The sequence below is a fragment of the Devosia ginsengisoli genome, assembly GCF_024707105.1.
GTDB lineage: Bacteria > Pseudomonadota > Alphaproteobacteria > Rhizobiales > Devosiaceae > Devosia > Devosia ginsengisoli_A.
The window spans coordinates 374,965-396,256 of the sequence record NZ_JANQAJ010000005.1; the positions used below are offsets into that span (position 1 = coordinate 374,965).

General features: G+C 64.9%; 18 protein-coding genes and 2 pseudogenes. 12 read left to right on the plus strand and 8 right to left on the minus strand.

The features are described 5' to 3' along the window. Positions 1 to 8: 8 nt before the first annotated feature. The gene (locus NVV79_RS03280; RefSeq protein WP_303986193.1) at positions 9 to 422 is read right to left on the minus strand and encodes a tellurite resistance TerB family protein; all 414 of its coding nucleotides are present in this window, start codon (positions 420 to 422) and stop codon (positions 9 to 11) included. Positions 423 to 561: 139 nt separating this feature from the next. Here NVV79_RS03280 and NVV79_RS03285 point away from each other — a divergent pair, with 139 nt between their 5' ends. Both NVV79_RS03285 and NVV79_RS03290 read left to right on the plus strand, forming a co-directional pair. Beyond that, positions 562 to 2,211 (plus strand): lysine--tRNA ligase, encoded by a 1,650-nt coding sequence (locus NVV79_RS03285; RefSeq protein ID WP_303986195.1) that lies wholly within the window; start codon positions 562 to 564, stop codon positions 2,209 to 2,211. Between the two features lie 16 nt (positions 2,212 to 2,227). Next, positions 2,228 to 2,890: a DUF4087 domain-containing protein gene (locus NVV79_RS03290; RefSeq protein ID WP_303986196.1), complete on the plus strand. Its 663-nt coding sequence runs from the start codon at positions 2,228 to 2,230 to the stop codon at positions 2,888 to 2,890. Here NVV79_RS03290 and aac(6') read toward each other — a convergent pair whose 3' ends face one another. Then, positions 2,891 to 3,373 (minus strand): aminoglycoside 6'-N-acetyltransferase, encoded by a 483-nt coding sequence (aac(6'), locus tag NVV79_RS03295; RefSeq protein WP_303986198.1) that lies wholly within the window; start codon positions 3,371 to 3,373, stop codon positions 2,891 to 2,893. Further along, complete coding sequence (locus NVV79_RS03300; protein WP_303986200.1) at positions 3,340 to 3,981, minus strand: helix-turn-helix transcriptional regulator; 642 nt, start codon at positions 3,979 to 3,981, stop codon at positions 3,340 to 3,342. The genes aac(6') and NVV79_RS03300 overlap by 34 nt, the downstream gene beginning before the upstream one ends. Before the next feature lie 129 nt (positions 3,982 to 4,110). On the opposite strand from NVV79_RS03300, the gene NVV79_RS03305 reads away from it, so the two are divergent. Beyond that, positions 4,111 to 4,467 (plus strand): DUF952 domain-containing protein, encoded by a 357-nt coding sequence (locus NVV79_RS03305; protein WP_303986201.1) that lies wholly within the window; start codon positions 4,111 to 4,113, stop codon positions 4,465 to 4,467. Further along, positions 4,464 to 5,552 (plus strand): annotated as a pseudogene (locus NVV79_RS03310) (quinone-dependent dihydroorotate dehydrogenase); the annotation flags it as partial. The gene NVV79_RS03305 and the pseudogene NVV79_RS03310, both read left to right, overlap by 4 nt. A 131-nt stretch (positions 5,553 to 5,683) precedes the next feature. Here NVV79_RS03310 and NVV79_RS03315 read toward each other — a convergent pair. Then, positions 5,684 to 6,355, minus strand: a complete 672-nt coding sequence (locus tag NVV79_RS03315; RefSeq protein WP_303986203.1) for a response regulator transcription factor — start codon at positions 6,353 to 6,355, stop codon at positions 5,684 to 5,686. A 200-nt stretch (positions 6,356 to 6,555) separates the two neighbouring features. Here NVV79_RS03315 and NVV79_RS03320 point away from each other — a divergent pair, with 200 nt between their 5' ends. The 5 genes from NVV79_RS03320 (at position 6,556) to NVV79_RS03340 (ending at position 13,363) form a co-directional block, all read left to right on the plus strand. Beyond that, on the plus strand, positions 6,556 to 10,062 hold the full coding sequence (locus NVV79_RS03320; protein ID WP_303986204.1) for a peptidoglycan-binding protein: 3,507 nt from the start codon (positions 6,556 to 6,558) through the stop codon (positions 10,060 to 10,062). A 152-nt stretch (positions 10,063 to 10,214) separates the two neighbouring features. After that, a complete protein-coding gene (locus tag NVV79_RS03325) occupies positions 10,215 to 11,141 on the plus strand; it encodes a sulfite exporter TauE/SafE family protein (RefSeq protein ID WP_303986206.1) in 927 nt (308 codons plus the stop codon). Next, entirely contained in the window at positions 11,138 to 11,899 is a 762-nt protein-coding gene (locus NVV79_RS03330; RefSeq protein WP_303986209.1) for a TIGR02186 family protein, read from the plus strand. The genes NVV79_RS03325 and NVV79_RS03330 overlap by 4 nt, the downstream gene beginning before the upstream one ends. 11 nt (positions 11,900 to 11,910) lie before the next feature. Then, positions 11,911 to 12,528: a TetR/AcrR family transcriptional regulator gene (locus NVV79_RS03335; protein WP_303986211.1), complete on the plus strand. Its 618-nt coding sequence runs from the start codon at positions 11,911 to 11,913 to the stop codon at positions 12,526 to 12,528. 82 nt (positions 12,529 to 12,610) lie between these two features. Further along, positions 12,611 to 13,363: a 3-oxoacyl-ACP reductase family protein gene (locus tag NVV79_RS03340; protein WP_303986213.1), complete on the plus strand. Its 753-nt coding sequence runs from the start codon at positions 12,611 to 12,613 to the stop codon at positions 13,361 to 13,363. On the opposite strand, the gene pdeM is transcribed toward NVV79_RS03340, so the two are convergent. Both pdeM and NVV79_RS03350 read right to left on the minus strand, forming a co-directional pair. Beyond that, complete coding sequence (gene pdeM, locus NVV79_RS03345; protein WP_303986215.1) at positions 13,360 to 14,022, minus strand: ligase-associated DNA damage response endonuclease PdeM; 663 nt, start codon at positions 14,020 to 14,022, stop codon at positions 13,360 to 13,362. The genes NVV79_RS03340 and pdeM overlap by 4 nt on opposite strands. A 41-nt stretch (positions 14,023 to 14,063) precedes the next feature. Next, entirely contained in the window at positions 14,064 to 16,550 is a 2,487-nt protein-coding gene (locus NVV79_RS03350) for a ligase-associated DNA damage response DEXH box helicase (protein WP_303986218.1), read from the minus strand. Between the two features lie 318 nt (positions 16,551 to 16,868). Here NVV79_RS03350 and NVV79_RS03355 point away from each other — a divergent pair, with 318 nt between their 5' ends. The 3 genes from NVV79_RS03355 to NVV79_RS03365 all read left to right on the plus strand — a co-directional run bounded on the left by NVV79_RS03355 (position 16,869) and on the right by NVV79_RS03365 (position 19,523). After that, positions 16,869 to 17,159, plus strand: coding sequence for a DUF6460 domain-containing protein (locus NVV79_RS03355; RefSeq protein ID WP_303986220.1), 291 nt, complete (start codon positions 16,869 to 16,871; stop codon positions 17,157 to 17,159). Further along, positions 17,159 to 17,830, plus strand: coding sequence for a nucleoside/nucleotide kinase family protein (locus NVV79_RS03360; RefSeq protein WP_303986222.1), 672 nt, complete (start codon positions 17,159 to 17,161; stop codon positions 17,828 to 17,830). Before NVV79_RS03355 ends, NVV79_RS03360 begins: the two co-directional genes overlap by 1 nt. A 343-nt stretch (positions 17,831 to 18,173) precedes the next feature. Next, a complete protein-coding gene (locus NVV79_RS03365) occupies positions 18,174 to 19,523 on the plus strand; it encodes an MATE family efflux transporter (RefSeq protein ID WP_303986224.1) in 1,350 nt (449 codons plus the stop codon). Here NVV79_RS03365 and NVV79_RS03370 read toward each other — a convergent pair. Both NVV79_RS03370 and NVV79_RS22505 read right to left on the minus strand, forming a co-directional pair. Beyond that, positions 19,520 to 20,971: a hybrid sensor histidine kinase/response regulator gene (locus tag NVV79_RS03370; RefSeq protein ID WP_303986410.1), complete on the minus strand. Its 1,452-nt coding sequence runs from the start codon at positions 20,969 to 20,971 to the stop codon at positions 19,520 to 19,522. The two genes, NVV79_RS03365 and NVV79_RS03370, sit on opposite strands and share 4 nt — an antisense overlap. Continuing rightward, positions 20,913 to 21,143, minus strand: a pseudogene (locus NVV79_RS22505) (PAS-domain containing protein); the annotation flags it as partial. The pseudogene NVV79_RS22505 and the gene NVV79_RS03370, both read right to left, overlap by 59 nt. Between the last annotated feature and the right edge of the window lie 149 nt (positions 21,144 to 21,292).

Consider the following 21,292-nt stretch of genomic DNA (forward strand, 5'->3'; position numbering starts at 1 on the left):
CGCTTGGCTCAGCTCGGCATGCGCCGATGCCGCGCCCGGGCCGCCGTCTCGATGGCCGCCGTGGTCAGCCGGTCGAGCTCGAGCTTGTCGCGCAGCAATTCGAGGAAGCGCAGCTCTTCCTGCTCGAGATGAAGGTCGACCGACACCACCTCCACCGCCACGGCATAGGCCGTGTCCTGCAGCTTGACCGGCAATACGGCGATGGCGTCGTCGATCACCTGGTCCAGTCCGCCCGGGCCGTTGAGCTTGTCGGCACAAGCATTGGCGACCGCGGCCAGCCGGTTCTTGTCGAACCCTTCGAATACCGGCAGCCGGCCGATCAATGCCTGGATGCGAACCAGTTCCCGGTCCGTCATGGCGCTGTCGGACGAGGCGGCGACGATCATCAGGTGGATGAGGGCGTCGTGGGCGGCATGGGACATCGGGGATTCCTGGAGCTGTTCTGTGCCTCGATAGCTAGGCGTGTCAGGCGGCCTTGGCAAGCATCGGCCCCCGAAAACGTTGACGTTGGCGCGACGGGATGCAACACACCGACACTCCATCTCCCCGAAAGGCCTGACCTTGTCGCCCGCTCCGTTGCCCCCGCTCGATCCCGCGTTCTTCGACGCCGCCCAGACTGCCCGCGCATGGCCGTTTGAGGAAGCAAGGAAACTGGTCAAGCGGCTGGAGAAATCGGGCAAGGGCGAAGCGGTGTTCGAAACCGGTTATGGCCCGTCGGGCCTGCCCCATATCGGCACTTTCGGCGAAGTGGCCCGCACCACCATGGTGCGCACGGCCTTTCGCCTGCTGACCCGCGACCAGATCCCGACGCGGCTGATCTGCTTTTCCGACGATCTCGACGGCATGCGCAAGATCCCCGACAACGTGCCCTCGCGCGAGGCCATGGAGCCGCATCTGCAGAAGCCGCTGACCTCGGTGCCCGATCCCTGGACCAACGAGTTCGACAGTTTCGGTGCGCATAACAACGCCATGCTGCGCCGCTTCCTCGATACGTTCGGCTTCAATTACGAATTCGCCAGCGCCACCGACTACTACCGCTCCGGCAAGTTCGATGCGGTGCTGCTGCGCGCCGCCGAGCGCTACGACGATATCATGAAGGTGATGCTGCCGACGCTCGGCGCCGAGCGCCAGGCCACCTACAGCCCCTTCCTGCCGATCTCCCCGATATCAGGCCGTGTGCTCTATGTGCCGATGAAGGAAGTCGATGCCAAAAACGGCACGGTGACCTTCGCCGACGAGGACGGCAGCGATACCACGCTGCCGGTCACCGGCGGCCATGTGAAGATGCAGTGGAAGCCCGATTTCGGCATGCGCTGGGCTGCGCTCGACGTCGATTTCGAGATGTTCGGCAAGGACCACCAGACCAACGCCCATGTCTACGACAAGATCTGCGAAATCCTCGGCGGCAAAGCGCCCGAGCATTATGTGTTCGAGCTCTTCCTCGATGCCGAGGGCCAGAAGATTTCCAAGTCCAAGGGCAATGGCCTGACCATCGATGAATGGCTGACCTATGCCGGCAATGAGAGCCTGGGCCTCTACATGTTCCAGAAGCCGCGCACGGCCAAGCGCCTGCATTTCGACGTCATTCCGCGCGCCGTCGATGAATATTTCGCGCATGTTGCGTCCTACCAGAAGCAGGATACCGCCGCGCGCCTGGAGAACCCGGCATTCCATGTTCACTACGGCAAGGTGCCCGAAGTCGACATGCCGGTTACCTTTGCGCTGTTGTTGAACCTTGCGACCGCTTCCAATCCGGAAACGCCTGACGTGATGTGGGGCTATATCTCCGCCTATGCGCCCGGCGTGTCGCCGCAGACGCATCCGCATCTGGATGCGCTTGTCGGCTATGCCATTCGCTACTTCCGCGACTTCGTGCAGAAGACCTATCGCGCGCCCGACGACGTGGAACGCGTTGCGCTCGAAGCCCTCTCGGAAGCCTTCGCTGCCCTGCCTGATGATGCCACCAACGAAACCATCCAGAATGCGGCGCTCGATGTGGCGCGCACCATCGAGCGTTATCAGGACCACACCAAAAAGAGCCCCACTGGCGGCCCTGGCGTCTCCGGCGATTTCTTCCAGATGCTCTATTCTGTGCTGATCGGGCAGGAGCGCGGCCCGCGCTTCGGGTCTTTCGCCGCGCTTTATGGCATCGACAATACGCGCAAGCTGATCGAGGATGCGTTGGCCGGCAAGTTCGTCAAGGCCGGCTGAAACTAAGGAGATTTCCTTGCGGTTTCTTGCTGTTTTCCTGCTTCTGGCATTGAGCATGCCTGCCTATGCCGCCAGCGATGACATCCCCGAATCCATCCAGGGCAAATGGGTGGGCGGGGACGAGACCTGCGAAGCGGTGGGGGTGCCCATGGTGATCTCGGCCACCACGCTGGTCTATGCCAACGGCATGATCGACGATGTGTTCTTCTCACCCGAGGATGGCAGCGACGGCACCATCCATTTCCGCGCGGAAGGCGAAGTCTCCAACTACGAATATGTCGCGGCTAGAGACATGCTGGTCTACCACCCCGAAGGCTTTGGTATGGGGTCGGCGCGGCCCATGGTCCGCTGCGCGGAACCCGCCGATTTCGAACGCCGCTGCGGCTGGCTGGCCAATCCGACGCCGGGCAATTGGCGGCTGATCGATCGGGATCGCCGTTGGACCCTGTCGAACCAGGGCGACGACAATCCCGTTACCACCGCTGTCATGGATCGTGTGCCCGCTTTCGATACGGATGAGTTCGTCTCGACCGGCAGCTATTATGGCTATGGCTGCGCCTGCCTGACCGTCACCACCGACCCCGACGAGGGAAGGGTGCTGGCCATCGGCACCAGCAAGCGCCTGCCGCTGGCGACCTGCGAGGCCGACCCAGCTCTGCCGTCGCCGGCCGACTGGTAGCTAGTCCAGCATCTTCCGGAAATAGACAACGCGCTGCGTTTCCGCGAAACCCAGCGCCTTGTGCATCTGTTGGCTGCCCAGATTATCCAGCGCGGCATCCGACGCCAGCTCGCTGCAGCCCTGGGCCTGCGCCCATGCCTGCACAGCCGCCACCAATGCCCGGGCGACGCCCTGTCCACGCATGGCCGGCACAACGTAGATGCCTTCGAGGAACGCTACCGGTGACGTGTCGCAGCCATTGACATAATCGTGCCGCAAGCTGGCTTCGGCGAAGCCAGCCGGCTTGCCGCTCTCGTTGCGGGCTATCAGGTTCACCGTATCTCCGGGCTCGGCCAGCAACCGTGCCACATCCTCTTCATGCGTGCCATGGTCCCCGCCGTTCGGCCACAGCGCTTCCCGCATCGCCGCCCATGCTTCGGCGTCGGCGAGCGTCATCGCGGCGACACGCATCATTGGCTGGCCCAGATGATCCGGGCGATCCATTCGATCTCGCTCAGCTCGAACAGCCGTGGCTCATAGGCCGGATTGATGGAATGGAGTTCGATCTGCTTGCCGGTCTGGCGATGGAGGATCTTGGCCATCACCTCGCCGTCGCGCGTCTTGACCACGACGCGGTCACCCCGTCGCACCTGCTCGGTGGGCGACACGACGATCCGGTCGCCCTCGCGATAGAGCGGCTCCATCGAGTCGCCCTGCACTTCGAGTGCATAGATGCCGCCTTCGCCCGGTGAGGGCAGGGCGATCTCGTCCCAGCCCTGACCGGCCGGAAAGCCGGCGCTGTCGAAGAAACCGCCGGAGCCGGCTTGTGCCAGGCCCAGCAGCGGCACGGTGCGGTTGGGCAGGTTGTCGTTCAATTGCAGGAAGGCGCCTGTGCCGGTGAGGAAGGAATCGAAGCTCTCCCCCGTGGCTTCGAGAATCTTGGAAATGCTCTCGGTCGAAGGCCAGCGCTCGCGCCCATCCTTGCTGACGCGCTTGGAGACGTTGAAGGCGGTCGCGTCGAGCCCGGCGAGTTTCGCCAGCGCCGAGACCGAATGGCCATGGCGGCGCGCGAGGGCGTCGATCCCGTCCCAGATAGCTCTGTGTGACAGCATGGCAATGACCGGATAAGGAAATATATCTTATTGATGGAATTAAGTCCTATCTTTTAACGTCCCAACTTTGTCTTGTAAAGGCCCGCCCTCCGCTTGCGGCCTCCGGCGCGCGCCATTAGGTTCGCGCCCATGAGCACCCCCGAATTCGTCTACAAGATCGCTACGGAAGCGGCCTTCGCGCCCGCACGCGGCAGCGCGAGCTTTGCCGGCATGCCCATCGACGCCAAGGATGGCTACATGCACTTTTCCACCGCCGACCAATTGGCCGAAACGCTGCGGCTGCATTTCTCCGGCCAGGGCGGATTGGTGCTGCTGGCCGTGCGCAGCAAGGATCTCGGCGCCGATCTGGTGTGGGAGCCCTCGCGCGGCGGCGCACTCTTCCCCCATCTCTATGGCGGGCCGCTCAAGATAGCGGATATCGCCTGGGAGGCGCCGCTGAGTGTGGCAGCCGATGGTGCCTGCATTCTGCCCGAGGCCGTGCGATGATCTTCTCCGCGCTCTCGCCCCTGCTGCGCATTCCGGCCCTGTCGGGCCTCACCCAGCAAACCCTGCTCAAGATGGACCCCGAGACGGCTCATGGCGCGACGATCACCGCATTGCGCCTGGGCCTTGCGCCAGAGCAGGGGCATCCCGACGGCGCCGAATTGCGCACCAGTCTCTGCGGGCTCGAACTGGCCAATCCCTTTGGCATGGCCGCCGGCTTCGACAAGAATGCCGAAGTGGCCCGGCCCCTGGCGCTGATGGGTTTCGGCATGGTCGAAATCGGCACTGTCACGCCGCGCCCGCAAGCGGGTAACCCCAAGCCCCGCCTGTTCCGCGTCGGCGCGGCCGAGGGTGTCATCAACCGCATGGGCTTCAACAATGAAGGTCATGACGCCGTCTTCGCCCGCCTCAGGGGCCAGCGCGTTCCGGCGGCGCTCGGCGTCAATATCGGCGCCAACAAGGACAGCCAGGATTTCGTCGCCGACTACGTTCTGGGCGTACAGCGTTTCGCCGACCTCGCCGATTACCTGACGGTCAACGTCTCCTCGCCCAATACGCCCGGCCTGCGCAATCTGCAGGCCGACGAGGCGCTGCGACGCTTGCTGGGCGAGGTGCTGGCCGCCCGCGCCAAGGCGAAAACGCGCGTGCCGGTCTTCCTCAAGATCGCGCCAGATCTCGATGAAGCGGCGCTCGACGCCATCGCTTCGGTCGTGCTGGCGACCGATCTCGACGGGCTGATCGTCTCCAACACCACCATCACCCGCGATGCGGTGGCGGGGCTGGAAAATGCCGATGAAACCGGCGGCCTCTCCGGCAAGCCGCTCTTCGATCTTTCGACCCGGCGCCTGGCGCAGATGCGCCAGCGCGTCGGCGCGCTGCCCCTTATCGGGGTCGGCGGCATCCACTCGCCGCAATCGGCCTTGGCCAAGATCGAAGCCGGCGCCAACGCCATCCAGCTCTATTCGGCCATGGTCTTCGGCGGGCTCGACCTGCTCGATCGCCTCAAGCGCGGGCTGGTGGCCGCCGTCCGTGCCGCGGGCAAGACCAATATCGGGGAATTGGTGGGAACGAAGACGGATGACTGGGCGAAGGGCAGGGGGGACGATCTCCCCGTAGCCCTCATGGTGAGCTTGTCGAACCAAGAGGGCGTGGCACCCAACCCTCCACTCGCTCAATCTCATGGTTCGACAAGCTCACCATGAGGTTTCCGTGAATCCGGCTAAGCCTTCTCGCCTCCGATCGAGAACAGCGCCTCGAACTGGCCATCCTCGATCCGCGCCGCGGCGATCACCGCCTGGGTGCGGCTGTCCACGTCCAGCTTTTGCAGGATCGCCGAGACATGCGCCTTGACCGTGGCTTCCGAGATCGACAGCTCATAGGCGATCTGCTTGTTCATCAGCCCGTCGCTGAGCATCATCAGCACGCGCACCTGTTGCGGCGTCAGCGTCGAAAGCCGGCGCATCAGCGCCGTGTGATCGTCGTCGCTGCCGAGGGACGTGCCCTCCGGTACGAAGACTTCGCCCGACAGCACCGTCTCGATGGCACGGCGGATTTCCGTCGGTCCAACGGATTTGTGAAGATAGCCGGCAGCGCCCAGCTCGAAAGCGCGGCGCACCACGGTGCCGTCCTCGACAGCCGAGATGATCATGACCGGAATATCGGGATACTGGGCCCGCAGCAGCAGCAACCCCGAAAAGCCGCGCACGCCCGGCATGTTGAGGTCGAGCAGCACGAGATCGCAGTCGCGGTCGGCGTCGAGCGCGGCGCTGAGGCCGTTGAGATCGCCGGCTTCCTCGACGCTGACAGTGGCGTCGCCCCCCGACAGGGTCTGCCGCAGCGCCGCCCGGAACAGCGGATGATCGTCGACGATGATGATGCGGCGGCGGGTCATGACGGCAGACAGCTCCTCAACGGCATACGCAAAGTTCCGAATCGCCAGCTTCGTATCGCTACGAAATCAGGTCTTTCAGCCTGTGGCTCTTGCATATTGCGGCAATACTTAACGGGTTCTTTACCATGTTTTCCCAAGAGTGACCGTCATACCTTCGTGTTGAATCGCGAGGGGACCGCCTTTCATGACAGGGACTGACCATGGCCCGCGCCTACCAATTTCCGGATATGCCCGAGCCCGCAACGGAACCGCAGCCCGGCGAATGGCAGGCTTTGCGCGGTGAACTGGTTGCCCTGCTCGATCAGGTCGAAGGCCATTACGTCGATGACGAACGGGACGAGCCGGCTTTGTCCGGCCTCACCCGCCGTGTGCGTAATCTGCGCGATCAGGTCGTCCGGCCCGAACCGGCCATGCGCCGCCGCGAGGCTTTGCGCACCGTCAAGCGCGCCGTGGACCGCTTCACCGAGCGCGACGATCTGGGCGGCCATGATCATGACGAGCTGAGCAACGCCATTGCCGAAATCCGTGGTCGCCAGATGTCGGCGCCTGCCGCCGCTTTGGGCCGCCGCGCCGCCGACATGCCCGAGTTCCGCGAGTTGAGCGCGCTGGTCGGTGGCCTGTCCGGCCGCCTCGAACGGCTCGAAGGCGAACTCAAGTCGCAGCGCGGCAGTGGCAGCGTGCACGAGGTCGCCGCCCAGGTCGAGCAACTGACCCATGTCGTGGAATTGCTGGCCGGCGCCGTCGGCGAAACCGGCCAGGTCAAGCGCCTCGAATCCCAGATCGGCGCGCTGGCCGCACTGATCGAAGGCGGGCCGCGTGTCGACCTCTCCGCCATCAACAAGCGGCTCGACGACGTCTCGGCCACGGTGGGCACGCTGGCCGAATTGCAGGCCCGGCAGATGGAGCACGAGATGGCGCGGGAGGCCGGCGAGCCCGCCGGCGCCTCCGTATTGGCTCCGGCCATGCAGGCCATCGAGAAAAGCGTCCGCAACGTCTATGACCGCATCGACGCGATCGAAAAGAATGTGACCCTGTCGTCCGGCGATTTCGAACGGCTGACCAGCGAAATGGCCGCCTTCACCCAGGCGATGAAGGAGGGCGAGGCGGCGCCCGGCAAGCTCGTCGCCAAGGTCGATGCCCTCGCCTCCCGCATCGGTGATTTCGACACTGCCAACGGTGATGTCGCCGGCCTTAAGCAGGATATCGCCTCGCTGCGCGATGCTGTCATGGCCGGGATGGAACCGCGCTTCCTGCGCATCGAAAGCCAGATCGAAGCTTTGGCCGACCGCATGGCCCCGGCCGATTCCGCGCAGGTCGAAGGCCAGCTCAAGCTGCTGATGGCCCGCATGGACGAGACCGGCAGCCAGCTCAACGATCTCGCCAAGCTCTATTCCAGCCAGACCGACGCGACCGATCTCGAAGCCATGGCCACGCTGGTGGCCGAGCGCACCAGCGATGCCGTGACCCGCAAGGCCCCGGCGCCGGTCGCCATGTTCGGCCCCGATAGCCTCAAGAGCATCGAGGACCGGCTGACTGGCCTGATCAAGTCGGCCGGCAAGACGCCGGATTACGAAACGCTTGCCACCCTGGTGGCCGAACGTGCTTCCGAGGCAGTGGCCAAGTCTGCCCCCGCCGCTGCTGGCGGCATGAGCGAAGAGGGCATGGCGGCGCTGGAACAGCGCATGGCCGCGCTCTTCAACACCGCCGGCAAGGATACCGCCGAACGTCTGGCGCGACTGGAAGCCGCCCTGACCGCGCGCAAGGAGCAGGCTGCTTCAGCACCTGCCGCCAAGCCGGCTGCTCGGACCGATGGCGACCAGGCCCGCCTCGACACCATGCTGACCGCATTGGCCGGTCCGAAATCGGCCGCCCGAAGCGATGCCATGCCGGCCAATCCGGGCGATGAGGCGCCGCTGGTCGATCCCGGCTTCAAGCATGCCGGCCCCGTCCGTGCCGCGCTCGACGCCAAGGCCGATGCTGTCCGCAAGCCGGTATCGGCACCGGTGGATGAGCTGGCTGCCAAACGCCCCGCCTTTGATCCGAACAGTGTCGAGCGCCCGCCGCGCCCGCAATCGAGCTTTGCCACCAGCACCGATCCGTTTGCGGCGCCCGCCGTGACTGCCGCGCCCCAGGTCGAGACGCCGGTCAGCCAGAGCAGCACCAGCACGTTCGTCGCCGCGGCCCGCCGGGCCCAGCGGGCCCGTCAGGAAGCCGCGACCCCGGCCGTCTCCAGCAATTCGCTGATCAGCCGCGCCCTGGCACGGGTAAAGCCCGGTTCGGCGCCTGTGGGCGACGAGGCCGTTCCGCCTGCGCCCAAGGCCGAAAAACCGGCCAAGCCCGCCAAGCCAGTCAAACAGAAGAAGGCCAAGGCCGACGATCTTCCGCCCATGGCGCCGGCTTTGGGCGTCGATGGGGAAATGGACACGCTGGCCGAGCCGAAACAGAGCTTCCTGACCCGGCACCGCCGTCCGCTGCTGCTGGCGGCGACGCTGGTTGCCGTCTCGATGCTGGCGCTCAACCTGGTCATGCAGCGCATGGCGCCGGCTACCGCTCCTGCTGCCCCGCCCGTGGCCGAGGGTGAAGTGGCGCAGCCCTCGCCAGAACCGGCGGCGACCGACGATGTTTCCCTGGTCCGGCCCGAGCCGCGCGCTATCGACATGATCGACAGCGATGCCACCGCCTCCATCAATCCCGGCCAGCCGATGAGCTTCACCAAGCCCGTCGTCGCCACGCCGATGCCGCCCTCGCTGATGGCGCTGACCAGCGGTGGAATTGCGCCGTCTGACGTGCCCACCGAAATTGCCCCGGAAGTCACCGGCAGCATCGACAACGATGTGGCCGCGGTCGAGACATTCGAACTGCCGCCCGAGGGCGTCGGCCCGCTCGAACTGCGCCAGGCCGCCGCCGATGGCGATGCCCGCGCCCAGTTCGAAATCGGCGCCATCTATACCGAAGGCCGCGCCGTCACACAGAATTACCCCGAGGCGGCCAGGTGGTACGAGCGCGCCGCCGCACAGGGCTTCGTGCCGGCGCAATACCGCATCGGCAATCTCTATGAAGCCGGGCAGGGCGTGGACCAGGATTTCGAGGTTGCCAAGCTGTGGTACCAGCGCGGCGCCGAGGCCGGCAACCGCATGGCCATGCACAATCTGGCCGCGCTCTATGCCGGCGGCCAATTGGGCGACCAGCAGTTCGAATCGGCGGCCGAATGGTTCGCCCAGGCGGCCGCGCGCGGCATGACCGACAGCCAGTTCAACCTCGGCATGCTCTATGCCCGCGGGCTGGGCGTGGAGCAGGATTTCGAGCAGTCGTACAAATGGTTCTCGCTTGCCGCCCGTAGCGGCGACGGCGATGCGGCCAAGGCTCGCGACGATATCGCCAAGTCGCTGACCGCCGAAGCGGTCGACCGCGTCACCGGCGAACTGGCCCAATGGCAGGCCGAACCGATCGACCTGGCGGCCAATTTCGCGCCGCTGGGCACCTGGTCGCCCAGCTTCGATCCGGGCGAGACCATCACCACCAAGGATGTGATCGCCAAGGTGCAGACGGTGCTCGACAAGCTCGGCTTCGATGTCGGCACGCCCGACGGCCTGCCTGGCCCCAAGACGGCCGAGGCCATCAAGGCGTTCGAGCGGGGCACCGGGATGACCGAAAGCGGTGCCGTCAATCCGCGCCTGCTCGCCGTGCTGGGCAGCCAGCCGGTCTGACTGTCTGACACCGAACTGTCGTTTGACACGGCCCGACCCTGGTCCTAATCCCGGGCCGTGATGAGCTTCCGCTACGCCGGAAGTCTTGACCTATTGTTGACGGACGGCCTGTAAGGTCGTGCGGCGTAGTCATTTTCAAACGGATCAGGGTCTTGCAGGTCTATCTGCCGATCGCCGAGTTGTCCGTGAACCTCTTCTTTCTCGTGGGGATCGGAGGGGCGGTCGGTTTCCTGTCCGGGCTCTTCGGGGTTGGCGGCGGTTTCCTGCTGACGCCACTGCTGATTTTCTCCGGCGTTCCGGCCCCCGTGGCGGTGGCTTCGGTGACGGGGCAGGTCGTGGCGGCCTCGACTTCGGGGGCGCTGGCGCATTACCGGCGCGGCGCCATAGACCTGCATCTGGCGCTTTATCTGGTGCTATCAGGCGTATTGGGGGCGTTCGGCGGCGTCGCGACCTTCGCCCTGTTGCGCGATGCCGGCCAGCTCGATCTGGTGATTTCCCTGGGCTTCCTCGTCCTGCTCGGCTCGGTCGGCGTGCTGATGCTGGTCGAGTCCACACGCGCTATCCTCAAGCAGCGCAAGGGCGTGGTGGTGCGCGAGCGCCTGCCCAACCAGCATAACTGGATCCACGGCCTGCCCATGCGGGTGCGCTTCAAGAAATCGCGCCTTTATATCAGCGTGTTGCCGGTGCTGATTATCGGCCTCTTCATCGGCTTTGTCGGCTCGCTCCTCGGCGTCGGCGGCGGCTTCATCATGGTGCCGGCGCTGGTTTACCTGCTGCGCGTGCCCGGCAATGTGGTCATCGGTACGTCGCTGGCGCAGGTGGTGGCGATGATGGCGGCCACCACGATCCTGCATGCCGTGCAGAGCCAGAGCGTCGATATCCTGCTGGCCTTCTGCCTGATGGTGGGCGGCACGGCCGGTGCCCAGTTCGGTGCTTCGGCCGGCAAATATCTGCGCGGCGAACAACTGAGAGGCCTGCTGGCCTTGCTGGTGCTGGCCGTGGCGATCCGCTTCGGCCTGTCGCTGGTGCTGGCGCCGGCCGATGTGTTCTCCATGGCAGTGACGGGGGCGGCGCAATGAGCCGGCTGCTGGCCCTGCTGGCCTGTCTGCTTGTCTTCGCGGCGCCGGCGCAGGCCGAGCGGCTGGTATCGCAGGTCTCCAACGAGACCATCGAGATCACGTCGAGCTTTGCCGGCGAGCGCATGAACTTCTTCGGCACCATCATTCCCGATGCCGGCTCGTCGGACAAATTCGTCACCGGCCCGTTCCATGTCGTTGTGGTCGTGCTCGGTCCCACCCAGAACCGCGTGGCCCGCAAGATGAGCAATGTGCTGGGCATCTGGCTCAATACCGAGCAGGTCGAATTCAACAATTTTCCCAGCTACTTCCACGTTCTGTCGAGCGGCAGGCTGACCGACATTACCGATGTCACCACGCTGACCACCAACCTCATCCTGCCCGAATCCCACACCCTGGCGGCCAGCGGCAGCGACTGGTGGAAGGGCGCCGTCTTCGGCCGCGAACTGGTGCGGCTTATGACCGAGCAGGGCCTGTTCGGTGTGCAGGAAAACGGCGTCAATTTCCCGGCCGACAACTTCTATTCCGCTCGGCTCACCCTGCCCAGTAATGCCCCGCCGGGGCCCTATATCGCCCTGACCTATGTGTTCAAGAATGGCGAGATCATCGCCCGCAAGTCCGAGGGCTTTGCGGTGCGCAAGATCGGTTTCGAGCGGTTTCTGGCGCAGTCGGCGGTGCAGCAGCCGTTTTTCTACGGCCTGGTCTGCGTCATCCTGGCGCTGTTCACCGGCTGGCTCGGCGGCGTGCTGTTCAGGCGATAAAAATTATTGACTTGCCAGTCCAGAATATCTATTCCGATGCCATGGCAAGACCTAAAGAGTTTGATCGCGACACGGCGTTGTCCTCGGCCATGGGTGTCTTCTGGCGTAGGGGATACGAGGCTGCCTCGACCGATGAATTGCTGTCGGCAATGCGGATCGGGCGGCAGTCCATGTATGACACCTTTGGCGACAAGCATAAGCTGTTCGTGGACTCGCTGCGCTGCTACCACGAGACCAATGGTGGGGCGCTTGGGCGCTTCGCCGTTGACGGGATGACACCTATGGAGGTGATCGGTCGGTTCCTCGGTCACTTCGCGGATCAGACTGTCGAGGAGCGTCAGTACGGCTGTATGGGTATCAATGCTACGACGACCTTCGGGCAGTCCAACCCTGACGTGACGGCCCTGGCCCGACGAACTGCCGAGACGAGCGAGGCCATCATCGAACGGCAGGTGAGGGCCGCTCAGGAGCAGGGCGAACTTGCTGCAACGATCGACCCCCGGCAGGCTGCCGAATTTCTCTATGCAACGCTCCAGGGCCTTACTGTGAGAGCCCAGGCCGGTGCCAGTGACGACGAGCTCCGCCGGGCCGCCGATTTCGCCATGAGGGCACTCAAAGCAATGTCCTGATATCCCTCTACCGCCCGGAGCCTCTGCATACCCAATTTTGGACTGAACAGTCCAAAAATACCCCAACCATGAAAGATCTCTTATGACCTCTCCAAATTCTCCGTTTTCCGGCAAGCGTGCGCTCGTGACTGGCGGCTCGCGCGGCATTGGCGCGGCCATTGTGCGGCGCCTTGCAGCCGATGGCGCGCAGGTTGCGCTGACCTACTCTGCCAGCCCCGACGCTGCCGCAGCCGTCGTGCGAGAAATCGAGGCCAATGGCGGTTCCGCCCTAGCCATCAAGGCAGACAGCGGTGATGTCGCTCAATTGCAGGTGGCCGTGAACAAGGCCGCAGAGCAAATGGGCGGGCTCGACATTCTGGTCAACAATGCCGGCGTCATGGTTTTTGCGCCATTCGATGAAATGACCGCCACCGACTTTGACAGAGCCATCAACGTCAATGTCCGCGGCATGTACTTTGCTGCCCAGGCGGCGGCGCGGCACATGCAACCTGGCGGCAGGATCATCAATATCGGTAGCAATACCGCGGTCAAATCCACCGTTGCCGGTTCGAGCGTCTATACCCTTTCCAAGACGGCGGTCGCCGGGATGACGCGCGCTCTGGCACATGACCTGGGACCGCGCGGCATCACTATCAATAATGTGCAGCCCGGCCCGACCGTGACCGACATGAACCCTGCCGATGGCCCACGCGCCGCCTGGATACTGGCCCAACTGCCGGTGGGGCGCATGGGGGATGCCGCCGAGATAGCCGGGCTCGTCTCCTATCTGGCCGGTCCCCAATCCGGCTATATGACCGGGGCGAGCCTCACCATGGACGGGGGCATGTCCACCTAGCCCCGGACAAGCCGCTTCGGGCTCACCCGATAAGTGCGGTCCTTCCCCAGCATCGTCACCTCGACCGAGGGCCAGTTTAGCAAGCCGAAAAAGGCCGGGGATAAGATATTGAGCGAACCCGTGGACGCTCCGTAGGCCGGGAGAATCATCAGCCTGTTATCGTGGACGAAACAGGGGCGGCGGGTCGAGCGCCCCTGGAACCAGACATGTGCCGCCGGGTGCAAATGGCCGGCCACAAGCCCTGTCGTGCCGCGCTCCGGCTCGTGCGTGAAGGTCAATCCGGCCAGTTCCAGCCGGGGCAGGCAGGTGCCGCCAATGGCATGCGGGGCCGGATCGTGGTTGCCTGACAGCCAGATGCAATCGACCATTTCGGTGACCGCATCGAGTCTCATTCGGTCCGAATTCGTTAACAGACTGCTAGCATCGACGCGATGGAACGTGTCACCGAGCGACAGCAGCCGGGTGGCTCCGGTGCGCCGCAGATCGGCTTCGAGACGCGCCAGAGTCAGGCCCGTATCATAGGGTGGCAGCATCTGGCCGCGCCGGGCGAAGCTCGCCATCTTTTCGAAATGCAGGTCGGCAACCAAAAGTGTCTGTTGGTTGTGCCAATAGAGCGCGCCCGAGGGCAGGGGTTCGAAATTGTGGCCGGCAAAGCGCAAGACCGGGGTCTCCGTGATCTCGGCGCGGTGGAGAGGCTGGTTCACGACTGCCCGAGGGCTTCCCGCATCAATTCATCTGCCGCGTCAGCCATAGCCGATTCGCGGCCTTCGCCGAAAATCGGCTCCTTGCCGATATCGAGCATGACCGGGACGGCGAGCGGTGAGATTTGCTGCAAGGGCTGGTGGACGATGTGATTGCGGATGCGGCGCAGCATGTCGCCCAGCCGTTCGATATCGAGGAGGCCCCGGGCGGCGTCGCGGCGGGTGGCCTGGATCAGGATATGGTCGGGCTCGTGCTGGTAGAGCACATCATAGATGAGGTCGGAACTCATGGTGATCTGGCGGCCGGATTTCTCCTTGCCGGGATGGCGGCGCTCGATCAGGCCGGAAATGATGGCGCAGTTGCGGAAGGTGCGCTTCATCAGCGCCGATTCATCGAGCCACGCTTCGAGATCGTCGCCCAGCATGTCCTCGGAAAAGAGGTCGTCGAGCGACAGCCTGTTGGTGCGGATCAGGGCCGAGAGATCGCCGAGCCCCCAGATGGCCAGGGCATATTCGGAAGCGACGAAGCCGAGCGGACGGGCGCGGGCGCGTTCGAGCCGGCGGGTAAGCAGCATGCCCAGCGTCTGGTGGGCCAGCCTTCCTTCGAAGGGATAGCAGACCAGGTAATTGTGGGCGCCGCGCGGGAAGGTCTCGACCAGCAGGCTGTCGCGTTTTGGCAGCACCGAGACGTCGCGCTGCAGGCGGAGCCACATTTCCACCTGCTCGGGCAGCTTCTTCCACTCTGCGGGACTGTCCATGATGCGGCGGACGCGCTCGGCCAGATAGGTCGAGAGCGGGAACTTGCCGCCCATATAGGAGGGAATCTTGGGATTGCTGGCCTGGGCGCGGGAGACGAAGGCCTCGTTGTCGCGCATGCCCTCGAAGGCGACGATTTCGCCGCCGAACATGAAGGTGTCGCCGGGCAGGAGCGTGCCGAAGAAATATTCCTCCATTTCGCCCAGGACGCGCCCGCCGGCCCCGATAGGGCTGTTGCTCTGGCCCTTCTTGAGGCCGCGCTGGCGGATGAGGCGGACCCGCACCATTGGCTCCTCGATGATGGTGCCGATATTGAGCCGGTATTGCTGGACCACCTGCGCATTGGCGACGCGCCACTTGCCGTCCTCGGTGGGCTTGAGGCGGGCATAGCGCTCATAGGCGCGCAGGGCATAGCCGCCGGTGGCGACGAAATCGAGCACGCGGTCGAATTTCTCGCGCTCGAGGTCCCGATAGGGCCAGGCATGGCGGATTTCGTCATAGAGGTCGTCGGCGGCAAAGGGGGCGGCGCAGGCCATGCCGAGGACGTGCTGGGCGAGGACATCATAGCCGCCCGAGACCGGGGCTTCGCTGTCCTGATGGTTTTCCGCGACGGCTTCGAGCGCGGCTTCGCATTCTAGGACTTCGAAACGGTTGGAGGGGACGAGCACGGCCTTTGAGGGCTCGTCGAGCCGGTGATTGGCGCGGCCGATGCGCTGCAGCATGCGCGAGCTGCCCTTGGGCGCGCCGACCTGCACGACGAGGTCGACATCGCCCCAGTCGATGCCCAGGTCGAGCGTCGAGGTGCAGACCACAGCCTTGAGATTGCCGGCGACCATGGCGCTTTCCACCTTGCGCCGCTGCTCGACCGAGAGCGAGCCGTGATGGAGCGCAATGGGCAGCATGTCGTCATTGACCGCCCAGAGGCCCTGGAACAGCATTTCGGCCTGGCTGCGGGTGTTGACGAACAAGAGCGTGGTCTTGTGGCGCTTGATGACCTCGTAGAGGTCGCGATGGGCGTAATTGGCGGAATGCCCGGCCCAGGGCAAGACCTGCTCGGTTTCGAGAATTTCGAGCACGGGCGGCGCGCCGCCCGAGGCGGTGAGCAGATGGGTTTCCCGCGCCGGCACCGGCCTTGCGATCCAGTCACGCAGCAGGTCCGGCCGGGCGACCGTGGCGCTGAGCGCGGTGATCTGGAGGTTCGGCGCGAGCCGGGCAATGCGAGCCAGAGCGAGGGACAGAAGTTCGCCGCGCTTGGAGGTGACCAGGGCATGCAATTCATCGAGCACGATGCGGCGCATCGAACCGAAAAACAGGTCGGCATGGGGGTGGCTGATGAGCAGGCAGAGCTGCTCGGGCGTGGTCAGCAGGATATTGGGCGGCCGCGAACGCTGGCGGGCGCGCTTGGAAGCGGGGGTGTCGCCGGTGCGGGTTTCGGCACTGATCTTGAGACCCATTTCGAAAATGGGCGCATTGAGATTGCGCTGCACATCCACCGCCAGCGCCTTGAGCGGGGAAATGTAGAGCGTGTGGAGGCCGTCGAAAGGGCCTTCGGCGAGGTCCGTCAGGGTGGGCAGGAACCCGGCCAGGGTCTTGCCCGCGCCGGTGGGGGCGATGAGCAGGGCGGAGGCGCCGGACTGCCAGGAGGCGAGCACGTCGAGCTGGTGCTGGCGCGGCGACCAGCCCTTGCGGGTGAACCAGTCGGATATGATCGGGTTGAGATGTGCTGTCATCTTCGCCCAGCCTCGGGGTTTCCCCTCTCCCCTTGCGGGAGAGGGTGGTTCTTCCGCGTCCAGCGGAAGAACCGGATGAGGGGTTCTGCGCTCGCCCATGCTTCAGTGCTGGTGGATGGCACAGGACCCCTCATCCGCCCTTCGGGCACCTTCTCCCGCAAGGGGGAGAAGGGGAAGCGGTGCATGGGATTGGGCCAGCGACCGCTTATCGGTCGAGGTTGTATCCACAAACCTAAAAACCACCAGCCACACCTTCTGCAAATCGGCAAACACCCTATATGATCAGCAATGCTCAAAACAGGGCAGCGGAGGACAGCCATGACCGACCAATCCCAGACCGAGAAGCCGCGTTCCGTGGTCGAGCGCTTCATGGGCGGTCACCCCGTCAACGTCATCCTGCGGCTGGCGCTGATTTCGCTGGTGGTGGGTTTCCTGATGAGCGTCTTCGGCTTCAGCCCGCAGGGGATAATCCGCGGCGCCGTGGAGCTGTTCCGCGAGGTCCTGCGCGATGGCTTCGGCGTGTTCCGCGATATCTGGGCCTATATCGTCACCGGCGCCGTGCTGGTCGTGCCGGTCTGGGTCGTCATCCGCGCCATCAAGGCGCGCTGATGGCGCCCGAGCGGCTGCGCCTGACGCCGCAACAGGCGCTGTCGCGGCTGGTGCCGCATATTCTCGATATGGAAAGCCGGGCGCAGCACCGTATCGCCGTGGGCCTGGCCGGTGGACCGGGGTCAGGCAAATCGACGCTGGCGGCGGAACTGGTGACCATGCTCAATGCTGTTCATCCGGGCAGCACGGCTCTGGTGCCGATGGATGGCTTCCATATGCGCCATGCCAAGCTCGAAGCCCTGGGGCAGGTGGACTACAAAGGAGCGCCGCACACTTTCGAGGGCGCGGAATTCGTCAATTTCCTGCATCACCTCAAGGTGGCGACGGCAGCGGTCAGCGGGCCGGGCTATTCGCGCAAGATCGAAGATGTGGTGGATGGCGATTTCACCGTCGGCGCCGAGGTGCGCGTGCTGGTGGTCGAGGGCAATTACCTGCTGTTGACCGAGGGGCCTTGGGCCGGGGTGAAGCCGCTGCTGGATTATGCGGTGTTCGTGGATGTGTCGCGCGAGCTGGTCAAGGCGCGATTGCTGAAGCGCCATGGCGAGGAAGGGCTGTTCACCGAGGAGCGCAATCGGGCGCATATCGAGCGGAACGACCTGCCGAATTATGATCTCGTGTGCCTGTCGCAGGATCGGGCGGATGTGGTGATTGCCATGGATGTGGAAAGGTAGGGAGGAATACCCCCTCCTAACCTCCCCCTGAAAGGGGAGGAACAGATTGGGGATGTGGCGCTATCTTGCGCCCCCACAAGGCTGCCCTTCTCCCCTTGTGGGAGAAGGTGCCCGAAGGGCGGATGAGGGGGCTGCGCTGTCCGCAACATCCAAGCATGGGATAGCGCAGACCCCTCACCCTCGAAAATCCTCTGAACGAGGATTTTCTATCCCTCTCCCACAAGGGGAGAGGGGTGGCCGGTGGGTTGGCGAGCTATGCGTCCAACTGACCGTTCATTCCCGCTTTCGCGGGAATGACAGCGTGGATAGGGTCGGGTTCCTGCCTGGTCCCGAGTCGTCTCCCATGTCTCCCCGTCCGCAATATCCCTTTACCGTGCGTCATGCCGATGTGTGGAAGATCGCCCTGCCGGCTTCCGTGGCTTTCATCACCGAGCCGCTGGTGGGCATTGTCGATATCACCGTCATTGGCAGGCTGGGCGATGCGGGGCTGCTGGGCGGGCTGGTGCTCGGGGCGCTGCTGTTCGACATCATCTTTTCGCTGGCCTATTTCCTGCGCATCGGCACGGCGGGGCTGACGGCGCAGGCGGTGGGCGCGCGGGACAAGCGCGACGGGCTGCTGCATGTGAGCCGGGCCATCCTGCTGGGGGTCGGCATCGGCGTGCTGATGATCGCGCTGGGCGGGCCGATCCTGTTTCTGGCGACCTGGTTCCTGGCGCCGGAGGCGGGGGCCTCGGCGGCCCTGGCGGATTATTTCCATTATCGCATCTGGTCGGCGCCGTTCTCGCTGATCAACTACGCCTTGCTCGGCTGGTTCTATGGAAGGGCGGCGGCCAAGACTGGCATGATGCTGCAATTGCTGCTGCATGGCTTCGATATCGTGCTGTCGATCTGGTTTGTGCATGGGCTGGGCTGGGGCGTGCCCGGCGCGGCTGTTGGTACGGTGATCGGGCAGGCGGTGGCGGCTTTCGTCGGCCTCTTCCTGCTGCTGCGCCATTATGGCGGGCTGGGCGCCGTTTTGCGCCATATCGCGCCGGGCGAACTGATGGATGCGGTGGCTCTGCGCCGCATGTTCGGGCTGAGCCGCGACCTGATGATCCGCTCGGCGGCGCTGATGGGCGCCTATGCCTGGTTTGCGGCGCAGGGCTCGCGCATGGGCGAGGTGGCCTTGTCGGCCAATGCCGTGCTGCTGAACCTGCTGATGATCGTCGCCTATTTCCTCGATGGCATCGCCCAGGCGGCCGAGCAGCTGACCGGCAAGGCGGTGGGCGCCAATTGGCGGCCGGCCTTCGACCAGGCCTATGGGCTCTCCATGCTGTGGGGGCTGGTCATTACCCTGACGCTGGGGCTGGCCTGGTATTTCGGCGGGCCCTGGGTCATCGGGCTGATGACCACCAATGTCGAGGTGCAGCAATATGCGCTGACCTACCTGCCCATCGCGGCGCTCTGCACCGTCACCTTCATGCCGGCCTTCGTCTATGACGGGATTCTCGTCGGCACCACGCTCAATACGACAATGCGCAACGGCATGGTCGTGTCGCTGGTCGTGTTCCTGGTGGCGGCTCTGGCGCTGGAGCCGGTGCTGGGCAATTGGGGCCTCTGGGCCGCGATGCATTGCTGGTTCGTGGCGCGGGGCGGGATCTACTGGTGGGCGCTGGAGCGGCGCAAGGCGGGCCTGTTCGCGGCGGCTGCCTAGCCCGCCCGCATGGCGGGGCTGCGGCTCTGGTTGGCGAGGCCGCTGATGGCGGCGCGCAGGGCGGCGGGCTTGACCGGTTTGGTGACGACGGCAATGCCGCGTTCCTCGGCCAAAGCGCGCACGGCCGGGCTGCGATCGGCGGTAACCAGGGCCGCCGGCAGGTGGCCGCCGACATTGTGGCGCAGCCACTCGATGGCATCGAGCCCCGATGTCTGGTCGAGGTGGTAATCCATCAGCACGAGATCGGGATACCAGCCTTCGAGCAGGCGCTCGCGGTCGATCTGCTTCAGCGAGAGGGCGCTGCGCACGTCGCAGCCCCAATGGCGCAGCAGGCCCTCCATGGCCTCGATGATGGCGCGCTCGTTATCGACGCAGAGCACCTTGAGATCGAGCGTGCCGAAACTGGTCTCGGTCGGGGCCGGGCTGGCTTCCGGCTCGGCGCGGATGGTGCGGGTGGCCGGCAGGAACAGCGAGAAGCGCGAGCCATGGCCCTCGCGGCTGTCGAGTTCGAGCGTCAGGCCCAGGGCCGTCACGAGGCGCTGCACGATGGACAGGCCCAGCCCCAGCCCCTGCGCCATGCGGGCGCCGCGTTCGAGCCGCGAAAATTCGGCGAAGAGCAGCCGATGCTGGTCCTTGTTGAAGCCGATGCCGGTATCGATCACGTCGAGCCGCATGCGGTTGCCGCGGCGGCGCAGGCCCACCAGCACCTTGCCGCCGGGCTGGGTATATTTGATGGCGTTGGAAACCAGGTTCTGCACGATGCGGCCCACCAGCATGCGGTCTACCAATACGGTGGCGTCAGTGGCGACGATGCGCAGCGAAATGTTGCGCTCGCGCGCCATGGGACCGAATTCGACCTCGATCTTCTTGAGCAGATCGCGCCCGGCCACCGCCGCCGGGGCCGGCCTGAGCGCACCGCTGTCGATGCGCGAAATATCGAGCAGCGCGCCCATGATATCTTCGACGGCCGTGAGCGATGCCTCGATGGAATTGGCGAGATCGGCCAGGCCGGTGGATTTGGCGCGCTCGATCAGCGTCGAGGTATAGAGGCGCGCCGCATTGAGCGGCTGCAGCAGGTCATGGCTGGCGGCGGCGAGAAACCGCGTCTTGTCATGGTTGGAGGCATCGGCCTTGGCGCGGGCGCTTTCGAGCTCGGCATTGACCCGGGTCAGCGCCGCCGTGCGTTCCTCCACCCGCTCTTCCAGCGACTGGTTCATGCCGGCCAGCTCGCCTTCGGCCCGCACCCGCGCGGTGACGTCGGAAAAGCTGATGACGAGACCGCCATCGGGCAGGCGGCTCGAATGGAATTCCAGCACCTGTCCGCCACTGCCCAGCCGCTGGGTCACGGTGGTCGGCGCCGCCGTGAGCAGGTTGATGCGCTCGATGGCCAGCCGCGCCGCGTCGCCCTCGCCCAGATCGCCCCGATCCCCCCAGAAAGAGGGCGATATCGAATAGCGGCGTGCCCGGCCGCGTCAGCGGCATGGGCAAAGCCAGCAGCGTATTGTAGCGGCTGTTGGAGGTGACCAGGTGCAGCCTCGCATCGAACACGGCAATGCCCTGCGGAATGTGGTCTATCGCCTGCCTGAGGCTGCTGGCGGCGTCATGTCTTTGGGCGGACATCGAATGCGATCCTGGGGCTTGAGCGTTTCCAGCAAAAGTGGATGCGGTTTTGCGGTTGGGAAACGCGACAAAACCAGATTAAGGGCGCGCGGGAACTATCGGCTCGCCATCAAACCTGCGCAAGACCGACTCTGGACCCATTGCATTTA